The sequence below is a fragment of the Faecalibacillus intestinalis genome, from assembly GCF_015097455.1.
Lineage (GTDB): Bacteria > Bacillota_I > Bacilli_A > Erysipelotrichales > Coprobacillaceae > Faecalibacillus > Faecalibacillus intestinalis.
This window is the reverse complement of record NZ_AP024085.1, coordinates 1921541-1936520: the sequence shown is the minus strand read 5'-3', so window position 1 is coordinate 1936520 and position 14980 is coordinate 1921541. Positions and strand designations below refer to the sequence as shown.

At 30.6% G+C, this 14980-nt stretch carries 17 protein-coding genes and 2 riboswitches; all 17 genes read left to right on the top strand.

Features of this window, described 5'->3' with window-relative positions; translation table 11 throughout:
- The first annotated feature begins 40 nt into the window (after positions 1 to 40).
- Entirely contained in the window at positions 41 to 1249 is a 1209-nt protein-coding gene (locus Fi14EGH31_RS10465) for a S1C family serine protease (RefSeq protein WP_234697777.1), read from the top strand.
- 61 nt (positions 1250 to 1310) lie between these two features.
- Entirely contained in the window at positions 1311 to 2078 is a 768-nt protein-coding gene (murI, locus tag Fi14EGH31_RS10460; protein ID WP_200764787.1) for a glutamate racemase, read from the top strand.
- 1 nt (position 2079) lies between these two features.
- Positions 2080 to 2856 carry a Cof-type HAD-IIB family hydrolase gene (locus Fi14EGH31_RS10455; RefSeq protein WP_117782394.1) on the top strand — a complete coding sequence of 259 codons (777 nt, stop codon included), beginning with the start codon at positions 2080 to 2082 and terminating at the stop codon, positions 2854 to 2856.
- A 38-nt stretch (positions 2857 to 2894) separates the two neighbouring features.
- Positions 2895 to 3011, top strand: a riboswitch (FMN riboswitch).
- A gap of 79 nt (positions 3012 to 3090) precedes the next feature.
- A complete protein-coding gene (locus Fi14EGH31_RS10450; protein WP_118346488.1) occupies positions 3091 to 3732 on the top strand; it encodes an ECF transporter S component in 642 nt (213 codons plus the stop codon).
- Between the two features lie 12 nt (positions 3733 to 3744).
- Positions 3745 to 4200 (top strand): pyridoxamine 5'-phosphate oxidase family protein, encoded by a 456-nt coding sequence (locus tag Fi14EGH31_RS10445; protein WP_022002957.1) that lies wholly within the window; start codon positions 3745 to 3747, stop codon positions 4198 to 4200.
- Positions 4201 to 4254: 54 nt separating this feature from the next.
- A riboswitch (FMN riboswitch) is annotated at positions 4255 to 4369 on the top strand.
- A gap of 70 nt (positions 4370 to 4439) precedes the next feature.
- Positions 4440 to 5099: an ECF transporter S component gene (locus tag Fi14EGH31_RS10440; RefSeq protein ID WP_117787134.1), complete on the top strand. Its 660-nt coding sequence runs from the start codon at positions 4440 to 4442 to the stop codon at positions 5097 to 5099.
- 58 nt (positions 5100 to 5157) lie between these two features.
- Entirely contained in the window at positions 5158 to 5898 is a 741-nt protein-coding gene (locus tag Fi14EGH31_RS10435; protein WP_117787136.1) for a hypothetical protein, read from the top strand.
- A gap of 39 nt (positions 5899 to 5937) precedes the next feature.
- A complete protein-coding gene (gene cmk / locus Fi14EGH31_RS10430) occupies positions 5938 to 6606 on the top strand; it encodes a (d)CMP kinase (protein ID WP_022002954.1) in 669 nt (222 codons plus the stop codon).
- A gap of 1 nt (position 6607) precedes the next feature.
- A complete protein-coding gene (der, locus tag Fi14EGH31_RS10425; protein ID WP_022002953.1) occupies positions 6608 to 7912 on the top strand; it encodes a ribosome biogenesis GTPase Der in 1305 nt (434 codons plus the stop codon).
- Between the two features lie 53 nt (positions 7913 to 7965).
- Positions 7966 to 8208, top strand: coding sequence for a stage VI sporulation protein F (locus Fi14EGH31_RS10420; RefSeq protein ID WP_200764786.1), 243 nt, complete (start codon positions 7966 to 7968; stop codon positions 8206 to 8208).
- 146 nt (positions 8209 to 8354) lie between these two features.
- On the top strand, positions 8355 to 8855 hold the full coding sequence (locus Fi14EGH31_RS10415) for a YceD family protein (RefSeq protein ID WP_022002951.1): 501 nt from the start codon (positions 8355 to 8357) through the stop codon (positions 8853 to 8855).
- 12 nt (positions 8856 to 8867) lie between these two features.
- The gene (gene rpmF, locus Fi14EGH31_RS10410; RefSeq protein ID WP_022002950.1) at positions 8868 to 9035 is read left to right on the top strand and encodes a 50S ribosomal protein L32; all 168 of its coding nucleotides are present in this window, start codon (positions 8868 to 8870) and stop codon (positions 9033 to 9035) included.
- 175 nt (positions 9036 to 9210) lie between these two features.
- Positions 9211 to 9636, top strand: a complete 426-nt coding sequence (gene mraZ / locus Fi14EGH31_RS10405) for a division/cell wall cluster transcriptional repressor MraZ (RefSeq protein WP_318025947.1) — start codon at positions 9211 to 9213, stop codon at positions 9634 to 9636.
- Between the two features lie 11 nt (positions 9637 to 9647).
- Complete coding sequence (rsmH, locus tag Fi14EGH31_RS10400) at positions 9648 to 10583, top strand: 16S rRNA (cytosine(1402)-N(4))-methyltransferase RsmH (RefSeq protein ID WP_107028886.1); 936 nt, start codon at positions 9648 to 9650, stop codon at positions 10581 to 10583.
- Positions 10580 to 10867 (top strand): hypothetical protein, encoded by a 288-nt coding sequence (locus tag Fi14EGH31_RS10395; RefSeq protein WP_022002947.1) that lies wholly within the window; start codon positions 10580 to 10582, stop codon positions 10865 to 10867. The genes rsmH and Fi14EGH31_RS10395 overlap by 4 nt, the downstream gene beginning before the upstream one ends.
- Positions 10867 to 13017: a peptidoglycan D,D-transpeptidase FtsI family protein gene (locus Fi14EGH31_RS10390; RefSeq protein ID WP_200764785.1), complete on the top strand. Its 2151-nt coding sequence runs from the start codon at positions 10867 to 10869 to the stop codon at positions 13015 to 13017. The genes Fi14EGH31_RS10395 and Fi14EGH31_RS10390 overlap by 1 nt, the downstream gene beginning before the upstream one ends.
- A 48-nt stretch (positions 13018 to 13065) precedes the next feature.
- Positions 13066 to 14970, top strand: a complete 1905-nt coding sequence (locus Fi14EGH31_RS10385) for a penicillin-binding transpeptidase domain-containing protein (protein WP_200764784.1) — start codon at positions 13066 to 13068, stop codon at positions 14968 to 14970.
- The last annotated feature ends 10 nt before the right edge of the window (positions 14971 to 14980 follow it).

Below are 14980 nucleotides of genomic sequence, written 5' to 3'. Positions count from 1 at the left end.
TTTATTATTTATGATAATAGCATCAAAAGGAGGAAATATTATGAACGAAGATAATAAAAATAATTTTATATTAGTTGATGAAGATAAACCTAAAGAAAAGAAATGGAAAAAAATAGTAAAAATTTTATTAGTAGTTGCTATTGTCTGTTCCTTTGCAATGAATGGCTATGTTTTTTATAATATGATGTCATCATCGAGTGATAGTACAACGACCGTTACAAATAAAGGAACTGTAAAACAAGTCAATTATGATGTTAAAACAGATACAACAAGTGTTGTAGAAAAAGCGAGTGATAGTGTTGTAGGAGTTGTTGTTTATAAAAATACAACAAATAATGCTTTTGGATTTGGTGATAATTCAAGTTCTTCGAGTGAAACACAATCTGGAAGTGGTAGTGGGGTCGTTTATGATCAAACTGGTAAATATACCTATATTATTACGAACCACCATGTTATTGATGGTGCAAACAAAGTACAAGTTGTATTTTCAAATAATGAATATGTAGATGCAGAAGTTGTAGGTAGTGATGAATATAGTGATGTCGCTATTTTAAGATGTCAACCAAGCTTTGATGTAAGTGTTATTGATTTAGGAGATTCTAATTTACTAGATAAAGGAGAAACAGTTTTAGCGATTGGTTCACCATTAGGAATTCAATATTCAGGAACTGTTACTCAAGGTATTGTTTCAGCAACAGATCGTACAGTTTCTGTTGATTTAAATGATGATAAAGTTGATGATTGGGATATGAATGTTATCCAAACAGATGCAGCTATCAATCCAGGTAATAGTGGTGGAGCGCTTGTTAATATGAAAGGTGAACTTGTAGGTATTACGAACATGAAGTTCTCTGATGAAAGCGTTGAAGGTATGGGATTTGCGATTCCTATTAATGATGTTATGACAGTTGCAGAACAAATTCGTACAAATGGTAAAGTATCTCATCCAGTTATCGGTATTTCAGGTGTTTCTTTAAATGATTATTCTTCATATGAACTTCAAAGATATGGTGTTAAAGTATCTGTTGATGAAGGTATCTATGTTGTTAAACTAACAAGTGATGGTGCTGCAAGTAAAGCTGGAATCCAACAAGGTGATGTTATTGTTAAATTAGATGGTAAAGATATTACTACTTATAAATCGTTCTTAACAGCACTTTACTCGCATAAAGCAGGAGATAAAGTAAAAGTTGTTGTTAATCGTAGTGGCACAGAAAAAACAATTGAAGTTACGCTTCAAGAAAAATAGATATTGCTTAACGCAATATCTTTTTTTATAATTAATGTAGAATGATTGAAAGAGGAATTATATGAAAATAGGTATTTTTGATTCAGGAATAGGTGGCTTATCAGTATTATATGAAGCAATGCAACTTTTATCTCATGAACAATTTATATATTATGCTGATGAAAAACATGTTCCTTATGGGGAAAAAACAAGAGAAGAGATCATTGGCTATGTAGATGAAATTATTCAATTTATGATTGATCATGATTGTAAGGCCATTGTCATTGCTTGTAATACAGCAACCAGTGCAGCAGTTGCTTTAATGAGAAAAAAATATGATATTCCTATCATTGGAATGGAACCTGCAGTAAAAAAAGCAGTTGATTTATATGGAAATCAAAAGGTATTGGTGTGTGCGACACCAATTACAGTTAAAGGTAAAAAGATGTTGGACTTGGTAGAAAGAGTTGATAAAGATCATTTAGTTGATTTGGTTGCTTTACCAAAACTTGTCCGCTTTGCTGAAAAACAAGAGTTTAATAGTGATGAAGTACTTGCTTATTTAAAAGAGGCACTTTCGAAATTTGATTTTAAAGAGTATGGTTCTCTTGTTTTAGGATGTACACATTTTAATTATTTTAAAGATAGTTTTCATCAATTATTACCGCATGTCCATTTATTAGATGGTAATAGAGGAACAATTAATTATTTAATGAAAAATATTGAATTAGAAAATTTGGAAAGTTCTGTTGAATATTATTATTCTGCTAAAAGAGTAAGCGGTGAAGAATTAAAACGTATTGAACGCTATTTAGAACGCTTAAAAAATATGAAAGATATAGGTATATAATATGGTAAAAGCAATTTTTTTTGATATCGATGGAACACTTGTTAGTTTTAAAAATCATCAGATTCCTAAATCTACATTTGATGCTTTATATAAGTTAAAAGAAAAGGGAATCAAGCTTTTTATAGCAACAGGAAGAGGAAAAGATGGATTAGATGTTTTAAATGATTTTCCTTTTGATGGTTATATTACGTTAAATGGACAATATTGTTATACAAATAATCAAATTATTTATTCAAATACAATCAAAAAAGAAGATCTACAAGCTTTATTAGATTATTTAAAAGATCATCAAGTTCCTTGTGGCTTTACAGAAGAAAATACAAAATACTTCAACTATCGTGATGAGCGTGTTGATGCAATTCACGCTATTACTCATAATGATGATCATCCTGCAGGAGATTGTAGTCATGTCATTGATAAACATATTTATCAAATTATGTGTTTTGTAGATGAAAATGAAGAAAAAGAAATCTTAAGTCATATGCCCCATTGTATTTCAGCAAGATGGCATCCAACTTTTTGTGATATTTCACCAATAGGTGGAACAAAACAATTAGGAATTGATAAATTTTTAGAATATTATGGTCTTGATTTAAAAGATACGATGGCTTTTGGTGATGGGGGAAATGACATGCAAATGTTAAAGCATGTAAATACTGCTATAGCAATGGGAAATGCGGGAGATGAGTTAAAAAGCATTGCTGATTTTGTGACAAAAGATGTGGATGATGAAGGTATTGCCTATGCATTAAAACATTATGGTTTGATAGACCTTTAAAAATAAGAAAAATTATTATATAATAAAGAAGCAATAAAATAATACTTCAGGGCAGAGCGAAATTCTCTACTGGCGGTAAACTCCGCGAGCCAAAGATGGCCGAACTGGTGAAATTCCAGTAGCAACAGTTATAGTCTGGATGAAAGAAGTGTTTTTTGTAATACTTTTTATATACAAAAACGTACCTAGAAGATTATTTTAGGTGCGTTTTCTTTGTTAAAGGAGGTATATAAAATGAGTACAAAGAAAATAACAACAGTAGGGATGCTTTGTGCCATGGCAATGATCGTTAATGTATTTATTTCATTTCCAATTGTTCCAGCGGTATCTTTTTTAAGGTATGATCCCAAGGATATTTTAATTGTTATTGGGGGATTTATTTATGGACCAATGACATCATTATTAATGAGTTTTATTTGTTCGATTTTTGAAATCATGTTAAAGGGAGGCAATATTTTAGATGTCTTGATGAATATGGTTTCAACGTGTTCTTTTGCTTGTATGGCTGCTTTTGTATATAAAAAAGTACATAATCAAAAAGGAGCTGTTTTAGGACTTGTTCTAGGTGTTACGTGTACAACAATATCTATGCTTATTTGGAATTATATCATTACACCTATTTATTATGGAATGCCAAGAAGTGCTATTGTACCAATGTTGCTTCCAGGAATATTACCTTTTAATTTAATTAAAGCAACGATGAATGCTGCCATTGTCTTTTTCTTATATAAACCAGTGGTTCAAATATTAAGAAGAAGTCATTTAGTGGAGAAATCTGATCGACAAGGAAGTGTTTATAAAGGTTATGTCTTTGTCGTAGGTGTTGTTTTAGTGACAATGATTTTGTTTGTTTTAGGATATCAAGGAATTATATAGGGAGGAAATAAGATGGAATTTTTAGAAGCTAAAGAAATCATGAAACAAAAAATGGGAGATTGGAAAATTATGGCACTTGCCAGTTGCGAGGATAATTATCCGATGGTGAGAAATGTCAGTTGTCTTTTTTATAATGATAAAATCTATTTTAAGACAGATAAGAACTTTAGAAAGACACAGCAGTTGTTTAAAAATAATCGTGTCGCAATGTGTTTTAATGGAACACAAGTTGAAGGGATTGCTGTTAATAAAGGATTGGTCGTTGATGAACCAGGAAGAGTTTTTGAAAAGAAATATAAAGAGTATTTATGGCAAAGTTATAATGCTTATTCTCACGTTGATAGTGAAATTTTAATAGAAGTGACTCCTGAGTTTGTGGAAATTTGGGATGAAGATGAAGATCGAAAGGCTTTTCAATTGTTTATTGATTTTAAAAAGAAAACAGTTGAATATAAACCTTACGATTAAAGAAATCATATGATTTGATTTCTTTTTTTTGAAGTGCTAATATATATAAGAAAAGAAAGTCTTCAGGGCAGGGTGAAATTCCCGACCGGTGGTGATAGTCCACGAGCAGATGCAGAAAAGGTGCAATTCCTTTACCGATAGTGAGAGTCTAGATGGAAGAAAGACATTTTTTTAGATAATGTTTTTAGTCATGGAGATTAGTATTTTCATGATATTTTTTATTTTAAAGGAGAATTATTATGGAAAGTACTAAGACACAAAAAATGGTTTTAGCAGCAATGCTGGCTGCACTTGGGATGATTTTAAATCTCATTGAGATTCCTTATCCCTTTGCTCCTTGGTTAAATCTTGATTTATCAGAAATTGTTGTTCTTGTAGCAATTTCTACTTTAGGATTTATACCAGCGTTGTTTGTCTGTATTTGTAAATTTGTTGTTTCTATTTTGTTTAAAGGACCTGTAGGACCAATAGCTATTGGGCAAATTGCAGCATTGATTGCATCGTTATCAATTTGTGTAACATATTCATTGCTTGCTCAAAAAATTGATCCAGAAAAGAATTTAAAGAATTATTTTTTAGATATGGTTTTAACGATGCTTGTTTTTGCTTTTATTATGTTTGTTATCAATTATTTCTTTGTGACACCTACTTATTTAATGCAAAAACCGACATGGTATACACAAATGCCTTTTACTGTAGATATTCAGGCATTTAATCAACAATATGGTTCAAATATTTCAATTCCGAAATTTTTATCTTTTTTATCACCTTATGGACAAGCTATTTTTATTATTTATTTTCCTTTTAATTTTATTAAAGGAATTATTACAGGAATTGTTTATTATCTTGTAAGACCGGTTGAAAAAAGATTTAAAAGTAAATATATTAAAGAAGCTTAGGCTTCTTTTATTTTTTTATAGTGATTATTATGTTATAATGGCGAGGGATGGTGGGAAAATGACGTATTCAAGAGTAAAAAAATACCAAGAATTAAGAGATGGACTTAAGGAAGAAGTTGGCATTTCTAAAGAAAAGTATGTAGAACCAGTTCAAAATGATGATGACGATGATGATTTTTTGTCATTTATGAAAAAGGATAAAGAAGAAAAAGAAGTAAATTTAGAAGATACTTTAACAGAAACTAAAACATTTGAACAAATGAGAGAAGAAGGCTCAGCTGAACTTGATAAAGCTCTTAAAAGTGCGAAAGAAAGTGTTGGTAAACAAGATCAATATAATACAAGAATGGATATTTTAAGTAAAATTAGAGAACCTGAAAAAAATACAATTAAGATAGATTCAGTTGAAAGCTATGCTACACAAGAATTTGCTAAAGGAATGTTTGTAAATAATGAAGTTGAAGAAGAGTCAAAAGAAAAAATGACTTTTATGGAAAAATTAGCTGCGATGTCACCAGAAGAAGATGTGAAAAAAGCAGAAGAATTTTTACAACAAGAATCTGAAGAAGCAGAAGAAAAACAAGCTGAAGAAATCACAGAGACGAAAGAAATCGTTGAAACGATAGAAGAAAATCCAGTAGAAGATATTGAAGAAAATGATACTTTTATTGAAGATGAAGAGATTATTGAAAATAAAGGTGAAAGTAAAGCTGTTAAGATCATGAATGTCATTATTGTTATTTTAGTCATTATTTTCATTGCTTTACTTGGAGTTATCTTATATCAAAGTTTTTTTTAACTAAGGAAGACCTTAGTTTTTTAGGAGGGTGTTTATTTTATGAAGAAAAAAATTTCAATTGCAATAGATGGGCCTAGTGCTGCAGGAAAAAGTACAATTGCAAAAATGGTTGCTAAAAAGGAAAATTTCATTTATATTGATACGGGTGCAATGTATCGATCTGTTGCATTTTATTGTATAAAAAATCACATTGACTTAAATGATGAACAAGCTGTTGAACAAGCAATTTCAAATATTCAAATACGTCTTACAGCTGATAATAAAGTTTATTTAAACGATGAAGATGTTAGCCTTCAAATTAGAACAGATGAAGTTTCACTTGGAGCTAGCTGTGTTTCTAAATATCAAGCGGTAAGAACATTTTTAGTTGATGAGCAAAGAAAAATGGCTGAAACTGGGAATGTTATTTTAGACGGAAGAGATATTGGAACAGTTGTTTTACCACATGCAGATTTAAAAATTTATCAAATAGCAAGTGTAGAAACACGTGCGAAGAGACGTTATTTAGAAAATAAAGAAAGAGGCTTAGAGGCTGATTTAGAAACAATCAAAAAAGAAATTGAACAAAGAGATTATCAAGATATGCATCGTGCTATTTCGCCACTTAAAAAAGCGGATGATGCAATTGAACTTGACACGTCGAATATGACGTTAGAAGAAGTTGTTGATCAAGTGTTAACTTTAATTAATAAAACAAGGGAGGAATAATATGGCAGGTGTAGTTGCAATTGTTGGTCGTGCTAATGTTGGAAAATCAACAATCTTTAACCGTATGGTTGGAGAAAGAATTTCAATTGTTGAAGATGTTGCAGGTGTAACAAGAGACCGTATCTATGCTAAAGCTTCATGGCTTACAAAAGAGTTTAGTGTAATTGATACAGGAGGTATTGAATTAGAAAATGCTTCTTTTACAACACAAATTAAAATGCAAGCAGAAATTGCAATTGAAGAAGCAGATGTTATTGTATTTGTTGTTAATGGTCGAGAAGGTATTACTAAAGAAGATGAGTATGTAGCGCGTCTTTTACAAAAATCAAGAAAACCAATTATTTTAGTTGTTAATAAAATTGATGATAATCAATTTAGAGATTATATATATGAATTTTATGCATTAGGTGTTGGTGATCCTATTCCTGTTTCTGGTTCACATGGGATTGGAATTGGAGATTTATTAGATCAAATTATTAATCAATTAGATTTACAAGATGAAGAAACTAATGAAGATGAAATCAGTTTTTCAATTATTGGAAGACCAAATGTTGGCAAATCATCTCTTACAAATGCTATTTTAGGGGAAGAACGTGTTATTGTTTCTAATATTGAAGGAACAACACGTGATGCCATTGATACACCTTTTGTGAAAGATGGACAAAAATATCGTGTTGTAGATACAGCGGGAATGAGAAAAAAAGGTAAAGTTTATGAAAATATTGAAAAATATTCAATTTTAAGAGCTTTGACATCAATTGAAAAAAGTGATGTTATTCTTGTTGTCATTGATGGTGAAACAGGAATTAGAGAACAAGATAAGCATGTTGCTGGATATGCCCATGAAGCAGGTAAAGGCGTTGTCATTGTTTATAATAAATGGGACCTAGTTGATAAAGATGAAAAAACAATGCAAAAGAAACAAAAAGAAATCTATGAACAATTTAAATATTTAGATTATGCACGTATTGTTTTTACTTCAGCTAAAACAGGTCAAAGAGTGGATCAAATTTTCCCATTAATTCAAGAATCTTATGAAAATTCAAGAAAACGAGTGCAAACGAGCGTTTTAAATGATGTTTTAGTGGATGCACAATTAATGAATCCAACAACGACATTTAATGGTGGAAGATTAAAAATCTTCTATGCTAATCAAGTGGCGGTTTGCCCACCGACATTTGTTTTATTTTCAAATGATCCACAATATTTACACTTTAGTTATAAACGTTACTTAGAAAATAGATTAAGAGAAGCATTTGGGTTTGAAGGAACACCAATTCATATCATTTGTAGAAAAAGAGACTAAGTCTCTTTTTTTAACATTTATTTATTTTTTTCATAGTATATAGTGGTGATATTATGAAAGATAAAGATTTACTTGTAGATCGCGTATCTAAAAAAACAAATGTGAAAAAAGAAGATATTTTTAAATTAGCAAACGATTTACAAAAGAAAGATTTGAATAATGAAAAAGATATGAGAGATTTTATTCAAACGGTTGCAAAAGTAACAAATCAATCTTTAGATCAAAGAAAGATTGATAAATTGATTAAAATTATGCAAAATAAAGATGTTTTAAATGATGTTGATAAAATGATTTAAAATAGTGTTGATTTAGTTAAAGTTTTTGTTATAATGGAGAAGAACTTCATTAAAAAGTGAAAAATGTTGTTTTAGGCCATTTTTAGATTGACTTATGATGTGAGTTTCTATATAATAGATTTTGCGGTTATGGAAAGGTGATTAATATGAAGTATAGTTTGCAGTGGATTATTAAACACAAAGGAACATTTGATTTTGAAGAAGAAATAACTTTTCCATGTGAAATGTTTGAAAAGTATGCCCATATTAACGGCCTTAAAGACGTCATCGTCTCAGGTACCGGGAATCTTGATACAAGAGATAAACGATTATATGTTGATTTAAATATTAAGGGAACAATGATTCTTCCGTGTGCGTTAACGTTGGAAGATGTTGATTATCCATTTGATATCGATTCGACGGAAGTATTTTCATTTGAAAAGCCTGATCCGCTTGAAGACGTTCATGAAGCAAAGAAAGATGTTGTTGATTTTACGCCTGTCGTATTTTCAAATATCATGTTAGAAGTGCCTATGAGGGTCGTAAAAGATGATGCTAACATCAAGGAATCAGGTAAGGGTTGGAAGATACTCGATGGTCAAGAGGATAATGATGAAGAATACATTGATCCAAGGTTAGCAAAATTGAAAGATTATTTTAAACAATAGGAGGATATAAAGATGGCAGTACCATTTAGAAGAGTTTCTAGTACAAGAAGAAATAAAAGAAGAACACATGATAAATTATCTGCACCAACTTTAGTTGTATGTCCAGAATGTGGAGAATACAAAATGTCTCATAGAGTTTGTAAACATTGTGGAACTTACAAAGGTGTAAAAGTAAAATAAGAAGATCACCCCAAAGGGTGATTTTTTTTTACCTTTTTTAGTTCACAAGAAATGTGAACTTCCATATTTTATTCACATCTATTTATTGAACAAGTGATTTAAAAAGTATATAATGGTGGTATAAAGTGGTAAAAGTGAATATAAAAGTGGTAAAAAGTGGGTGATAGTGATGTTCATGGGTGAATTTAAGCATTCGATTGATGCAAAAGGACGTTTGACGATTCCATCTAAAATTAGGAATCAATGTCAAGGTTCTGTTTATGTTGCCCGTGGATTTGATGGATGCCTTGCTTTTTATACAAAAGAAGAATGGGATCCGTTTTGTGCGAAACTCCTTTCTTTACCTTCTAATAAAAAAGAAGTTCGAAAAGCAATTCGTTTTACCATTTCAAGTGCATGTGAGTGCGAATTTGATAAATTAGGAAGAATTAACATTCCTACAAATTTACGCACTTTAGCACGCTTAGAAAAAGAATGTGTCATTATTGGGGCAGGAAACCATGGTGAAATATGGTCACAAGAAAAATGGAATCAATACTATAATGACAATCAGGATAGTTATGACGATATTTTAGAATCTTTAGATGATTTTAGTTTATAGGAGGATTTTGAATGTTCAACCATGTTACAGTTTTATTAAATGAAGCAGTTGAAGGATTGAATGTCAAACCAGATGGTATCTATGTAGACTGTACACTTGGAGGAGCTGGTCATTCAAGTTTGATTTTAAAACAGTTAACAACCGGCCATTTATATTGTTTTGATCAAGATATTCATGCGATTGAAGCTGCAAGAGAAAGGTTGGAGAAAATTGGTAATCAATTTACAATTATCCAATCCAATTTTAAGAATTTAAAAAGTGAACTCCATCTTCGTGGTGTAGAACATGTAGATGGAATTTTATTTGATTTGGGTGTTTCATCACCTCAATTTGATGATGGGGATCGAGGTTTTAGTTATAACTATGATGCTCGATTAGATATGAGAATGAACCAAGAGGCATCTTTGGATGCACATTATATTGTTAATCATTATAGTTATGAACAACTTGTAGAAATTTTATATAAATATGCGGATGAAAAATTTGCAAAACAGATTGCTCGAAAAATTGAAAAGGAAAGAGAAATACATCCTATTGATACAACTTTTCAACTTGTAGATATTATTAAAGAAGCAATTCCTGCTTATGCTAGAAGAAAAGGTGGACATCCAGCAAAACGTACTTTTCAAGCACTTCGAATTGCGGTTAATGATGAATTAAATGTTTTTGATATTGCTTTAAAAGATGCATTGGATCTTTTAAATTTAAATGGAAGAATCTCGGTTATTACTTTCCATAGTTTAGAAGATAAAATATGTAAATATACATTTAATGAAGTTTCAAAATTAAAAGATGTTCCTAAAGGATTACCAGTTATTCCTTTAGAAATGCAACCTAAATTTAAATTGGTTAATAGAAAACCGATTATAGCATCGGATGATGAATTAACTCATAATCATCGTGCACATTCAGCTAAATTAAGAGTTATAGAGAGGGTTATTTTATGAAAAAGAGAAAGACAGGATTTGAATCTTTTGCACAAGTGTTTTTAATTGTAACAATTGTTGTTTTTGTTTTTGGAATTATTATGGTTAAATCAGTTGAATCTTCATATAATAGAACCATTCAAAAATTACAAAATGAAATAGACACACTTGAATCAGATATAGATAGTTTACAAATGCAAAAACAAGAATTAGTTTCATTCAATCGTGTTGCTGAAGTTGCAACTTCTAAAGGATATACTTATCAAAATGATGCAACAGCATCAACAACAGGAGCTCAGCAATAATGAAGAAATACAAAAGTGCAAAGGTAACGGGTATTATTTTTGCAGTTCTTATTTTTTCATTGGTAGTTAATATTTTATACTTGGGGGCAACGGGAAAACACTTGATCAGTGGAGAGAACATTGCCTCTTTTGCGAAAAATAGAAGTAAGAAAGAAGTTGTTGAATATGCTCAAAGAGGGCAAATTTATACATGTGACCATGAAAAAGTAGCTATTAATGTTAAAAAGTATAAAATTATTTTGGTGCTTTCATCTCAAAGAACAGGCTATGGTAAAAAGCTTGCTTATGTTAAAGATGTTAATAAAACAGCTAGTCAACTAGGTCCTATTTTAGGAATAGATGTCAATGAATTAACATCTAAATTACAAACAGCAAAGGATGAAGGACGTTATCAAATTGAACTTGGGACAAAAGGAAATAATTTATCAGCGTCAGTAAAAAAACAAATAGAAGATTGTAATCTTACGGGAATAGAGTTTGTAGAGTCTAATTCGAGATATTATCCATTGGGTGATTTTTGTAGCTATGTTGTAGGGTATGCAAAAAGTTATAATGATCAAAGTGTTAAGAAAATGGTTGGAGAAATGGGACTTGAACTTTCTTATGATAAACAATTAAAAGGTAAAAATGGCTACAAGGTTTATCAAACAGATGCTAATGGATATGCTTTAGTAGATGGAACTTTAAGAGAGAAAGATCCAACCAATGGAAATGATCTTTATTTAACGATTGATAGTGGTCTTCAAAGAAATTTAGATTATTTGATGTCTAATGCTTATAGTGAAAGTGGTGCTGAAGTTGTGACTGCTGGAGTGATGGAAATTAAAACAGGAAAGATTCTAGCAATGTCAACCTATCCATCTTTTAATCCTAATGAAAGAAATATATCAACATTCAACAATTATTTTTTAGAAGGAACAATTGAATGTGGATCTGTTTTTAAACCATTTATTTATGCTGATTCTATTGAAGAAGGTAAATATGATCATAATGCTTATTATAATTCAGGAAGTTATAATGTTTATTATGGAAATAAATTAGTTGCTACAATTAAAGATCATAATGGTGGTCAAGGTTGGGGTACAATTACTTATGATCAAGGATTGTATCATTCAAGTAACGTAGCTATTTGTAATTTATTGGATCAAGGTTATGTTACAAAAGATGTTTTAACAGAGAAATTAAATGATTTAGGCTTTTTCCAAGGTGATACAATGGATGGACTTACATGTTCATCATCAATCAATGCTTATACAAGAAAAAATGCTGGAAGACTTGAATATTTAACGACAGGATTTGGTCAAGGTTCTACGGTCACTCCTTATCAACTTTTAAAAGCATATAGTGTTTTTGGAAATGATGGGAAAACGGTTCAACCACATATTGTAGATAAAGTTGTCAATCCTGAAACAAATAAAGTTGTCTATCAAGCAACACCGAAATATTCAAAACAAATCTTTTCAACAAATACAATCAGTCAAGTAAAAGATTTAATGTTAGGTGTTATTGAAGATGAACAAGGGACAGGGAAGACTTATCGTTTAGATAATGATGTTCGTATGATTGGTAAAACAGGGACAGGACAAGTTGTTGAAAATGGTGGTTATAGTACAACTTTATATATGCATTCATTTGTAGGGATTGCTCCTTATGATGATCCTCAAGTCGTGATGTTTTTAACTTTTAAATCAGGAGATTCATATGCTCAATATATGCCAAATATTGTTAAACAAACAATGAATGAAGCACTTCAAGTAGTAAATCGCTATAATGCTAAAAATACGACAGCAGTTGATCAAAGCTATACTTTAGATTCCTATACAAATCAATCTGTTAATTATGTAAAATCTAAATTAGAATCAAAATCATTAAGTGTTCAAATTATCGGTAATGGAAGTTCTGTTATTGAACAATATCCACTTGCTAAAAGCAAAGTGACAAGTGGTGATAAAGTATTTATCAAAACAGAAGGAAAAGATATAACACTTCCTAATTTAATAGGATGGTCTAAAAAAGAAGTACAAACTTATGCTTCACTTGCTGGTATTCAATTAACGATTGATGGCACAAGTGGACATGTAACTGCTCAAAGTGTTGGCGAGAATACAGTTGTTCATAGCGGTGATAGTTTAACTGTAGTAATATCTTAAAAGAGGAATGATTCCTCTTTTTTTTCATAGTTTATAATGGTGAGATTTATGTTGTTTCAACAATCTGTTAATAAGATCAAAATCATTAAAATATGTATTTATCTCATTGTTTTAGCGCTTATTTTTAAAGTGGGGTATATTCAAATCATTGATCGTAAAAATATTTATGATAAAGCATTAGAGTCTTGGCAAAGGTCTTTTCCTGTACAAGCTAATAGAGGGAAAATATATGATCGAAGTGGAAATGTACTGGCAACAGATCTTACAACGGCTTCTTTGGTTGTTGTACCGAGTCAAATAAAGGATCAAGCAACAACAGCTTTAGAATTAAGTAAAATTTTAAATGTAGATGTCAATGTTTTGAAAGAAAAATTAAATAAAAATGTGTCGATTCAAAGAATTTCTCCAGAAGGAAGACAACTTGATAATCAAGTTGCAAGTAAAATACAAAGATTGCATTTATCAGGTGTTTATTTGATTAAAGATACAAAAAGATATTATCCGGGAAATAATTATTTAAGTCATTGTTTAGGCTTTGTTGGAATTGATAATCAAGGATTATTAGGATTGGAGTTAGAATATGATTCGTTTTTAAAAGGAAAAAACGGTTCGATTGATTATTATATGGATGCTAAAAGTCATAATTTAAAAATGTATCCAAGTCATTATACGTATAGTCAAAGTGGAATGAATATCACTTTGACCATAGATAAAAGAATTCAAGATGTCCTTGAAAGAGAATTATCAAATGCTTATGATACGTATCATCCAGATGGTATTTGGGCACTAGCGATGAATCCTAAAAATGGAGAGATTTTAGGAATCGCCAGTTATCCTAACTTTAATCCTAATGATTATCAAAATGAGGATAAAGATATTTATAATCAAAATATTCCAATTTGGAAAACTTATGAACCAGGATCAACTTTTAAAATCATAACTTTTTCAAGTGCTTTAAATGAAAATTTATTTGATATGGATAAAGATACTTATTATGATAAAGGATATGAATATGTTTCAGGTGCAAGAATCAAATCATGGAAAAAAGGGGGGCATGGACTACAGACTTTTAGAGAAGTTTTACAAAATTCATCCAATCCAGGATTTGTAGAAATTGGTAGGAGATTAGGAAAAAAGAGATTGTATCAATATGTTCAAAATTTTGGCTTAACTGAAAAAACGGGAATTGATTTACCTGGAGAATCATGTGGGATTATGTTTGATTATAAAAACTTTCATGAACTTGAACAAGCGACCGTTGCTTTTGGACAAGGCATATCTGTAACGCCCTTACAATTGGTAACTGCTATTTGTGCTTGTGTCAATGGTGGCTATTTGTTGCAACCGCATATTTTAAAAGAAATCAGTAACAGTTCAAATAATGAAATTGTTGAACAAGTTAAAAAGAAAGTAAAAAGACAGGTTATTAAAGAAGAAGCATCTAAAAAAGTAAGAGATGCGCTAGAAAGTGTCGTGACTGATGGTGGAGGTAGAAATGCTTATATAAACGGTTATCGTATTGGTGGTAAAACAGGAACGGCGCAAAAGGCGGTTAATGGAAGCTATGTTGGAAGTGGTTATATTCTCTCTTTTGTTGGCGTTGTTCCTATTGATGATCCACAAATTGTTTTGTATGTGGCAATGGATAATCCAAAAAACTGTATTCAATATGGTGGAACAACAGTTGCTCCTATCGCTAGAAAGATGTTTGTTGATATTTTACCAGCTTTAAATGTTAAAAAGGTAAAATCTCAAAGACAAAAATCATATTCTATAATGGATAAAAGAACAATCAAAGTAGAAAATTATATCGGTAAAAAAAGAAGTGAAGTTCAAAATATTTCTTTACGTATTACTTTTGTTGGTAAAGGAAATAAGGTCATTGATCAATTACCAAGAAAAGGTGAGTATGTTGAAGAAGGAGATACGATTGTTATTATGTTAGGGGAATAATATGTTTTGA

What these genes read in the sequence shown, in the direction of transcription:
- Fi14EGH31_RS10395 (WP_022002947.1), top strand. Translation starts at nt 10,580, where the DNA reads ATGAAAAAGAGAAAGACAGGATTTGAATCTTTTGCACAAGTGTTTTTA.
- cmk (WP_022002954.1), top strand. Translation starts at nt 5,938, where the DNA reads ATGAAGAAAAAAATTTCAATTGCAATAGATGGGCCTAGTGCTGCAGGA.
- Fi14EGH31_RS10465 (WP_234697777.1), top strand. Translation starts at nt 41, where the DNA reads ATGAACGAAGATAATAAAAATAATTTTATATTAGTTGATGAAGATAAA.
- Fi14EGH31_RS10445 (WP_022002957.1), top strand. Translation starts at nt 3,745, where the DNA reads ATGGAATTTTTAGAAGCTAAAGAAATCATGAAACAAAAAATGGGAGAT.
- murI (WP_200764787.1), top strand. Translation starts at nt 1,311, where the DNA reads ATGAAAATAGGTATTTTTGATTCAGGAATAGGTGGCTTATCAGTATTA.
- Fi14EGH31_RS10450 (WP_118346488.1), top strand. Translation starts at nt 3,091, where the DNA reads ATGAGTACAAAGAAAATAACAACAGTAGGGATGCTTTGTGCCATGGCA.
- Fi14EGH31_RS10390 (WP_200764785.1), top strand. Translation starts at nt 10,867, where the DNA reads ATGAAGAAATACAAAAGTGCAAAGGTAACGGGTATTATTTTTGCAGTT.
- der (WP_022002953.1), top strand. Translation starts at nt 6,608, where the DNA reads ATGGCAGGTGTAGTTGCAATTGTTGGTCGTGCTAATGTTGGAAAATCA.
- Fi14EGH31_RS10385 (WP_200764784.1), top strand. Translation starts at nt 13,066, where the DNA reads ATGTTGTTTCAACAATCTGTTAATAAGATCAAAATCATTAAAATATGT.
- rsmH (WP_107028886.1), top strand. Translation starts at nt 9,648, where the DNA reads ATGTTCAACCATGTTACAGTTTTATTAAATGAAGCAGTTGAAGGATTG.
- Fi14EGH31_RS10415 (WP_022002951.1), top strand. Translation starts at nt 8,355, where the DNA reads ATGAAGTATAGTTTGCAGTGGATTATTAAACACAAAGGAACATTTGAT.
- rpmF (WP_022002950.1), top strand. Translation starts at nt 8,868, where the DNA reads ATGGCAGTACCATTTAGAAGAGTTTCTAGTACAAGAAGAAATAAAAGA.
- Fi14EGH31_RS10440 (WP_117787134.1), top strand. Translation starts at nt 4,440, where the DNA reads ATGGAAAGTACTAAGACACAAAAAATGGTTTTAGCAGCAATGCTGGCT.
- Fi14EGH31_RS10455 (WP_117782394.1), top strand. Translation starts at nt 2,080, where the DNA reads ATGGTAAAAGCAATTTTTTTTGATATCGATGGAACACTTGTTAGTTTT.
- Fi14EGH31_RS10435 (WP_117787136.1), top strand. Translation starts at nt 5,158, where the DNA reads ATGACGTATTCAAGAGTAAAAAAATACCAAGAATTAAGAGATGGACTT.
- mraZ (WP_318025947.1), top strand. Translation starts at nt 9,211, where the DNA reads ATGGGTGAATTTAAGCATTCGATTGATGCAAAAGGACGTTTGACGATT.
- Fi14EGH31_RS10420 (WP_200764786.1), top strand. Translation starts at nt 7,966, where the DNA reads ATGAAAGATAAAGATTTACTTGTAGATCGCGTATCTAAAAAAACAAAT.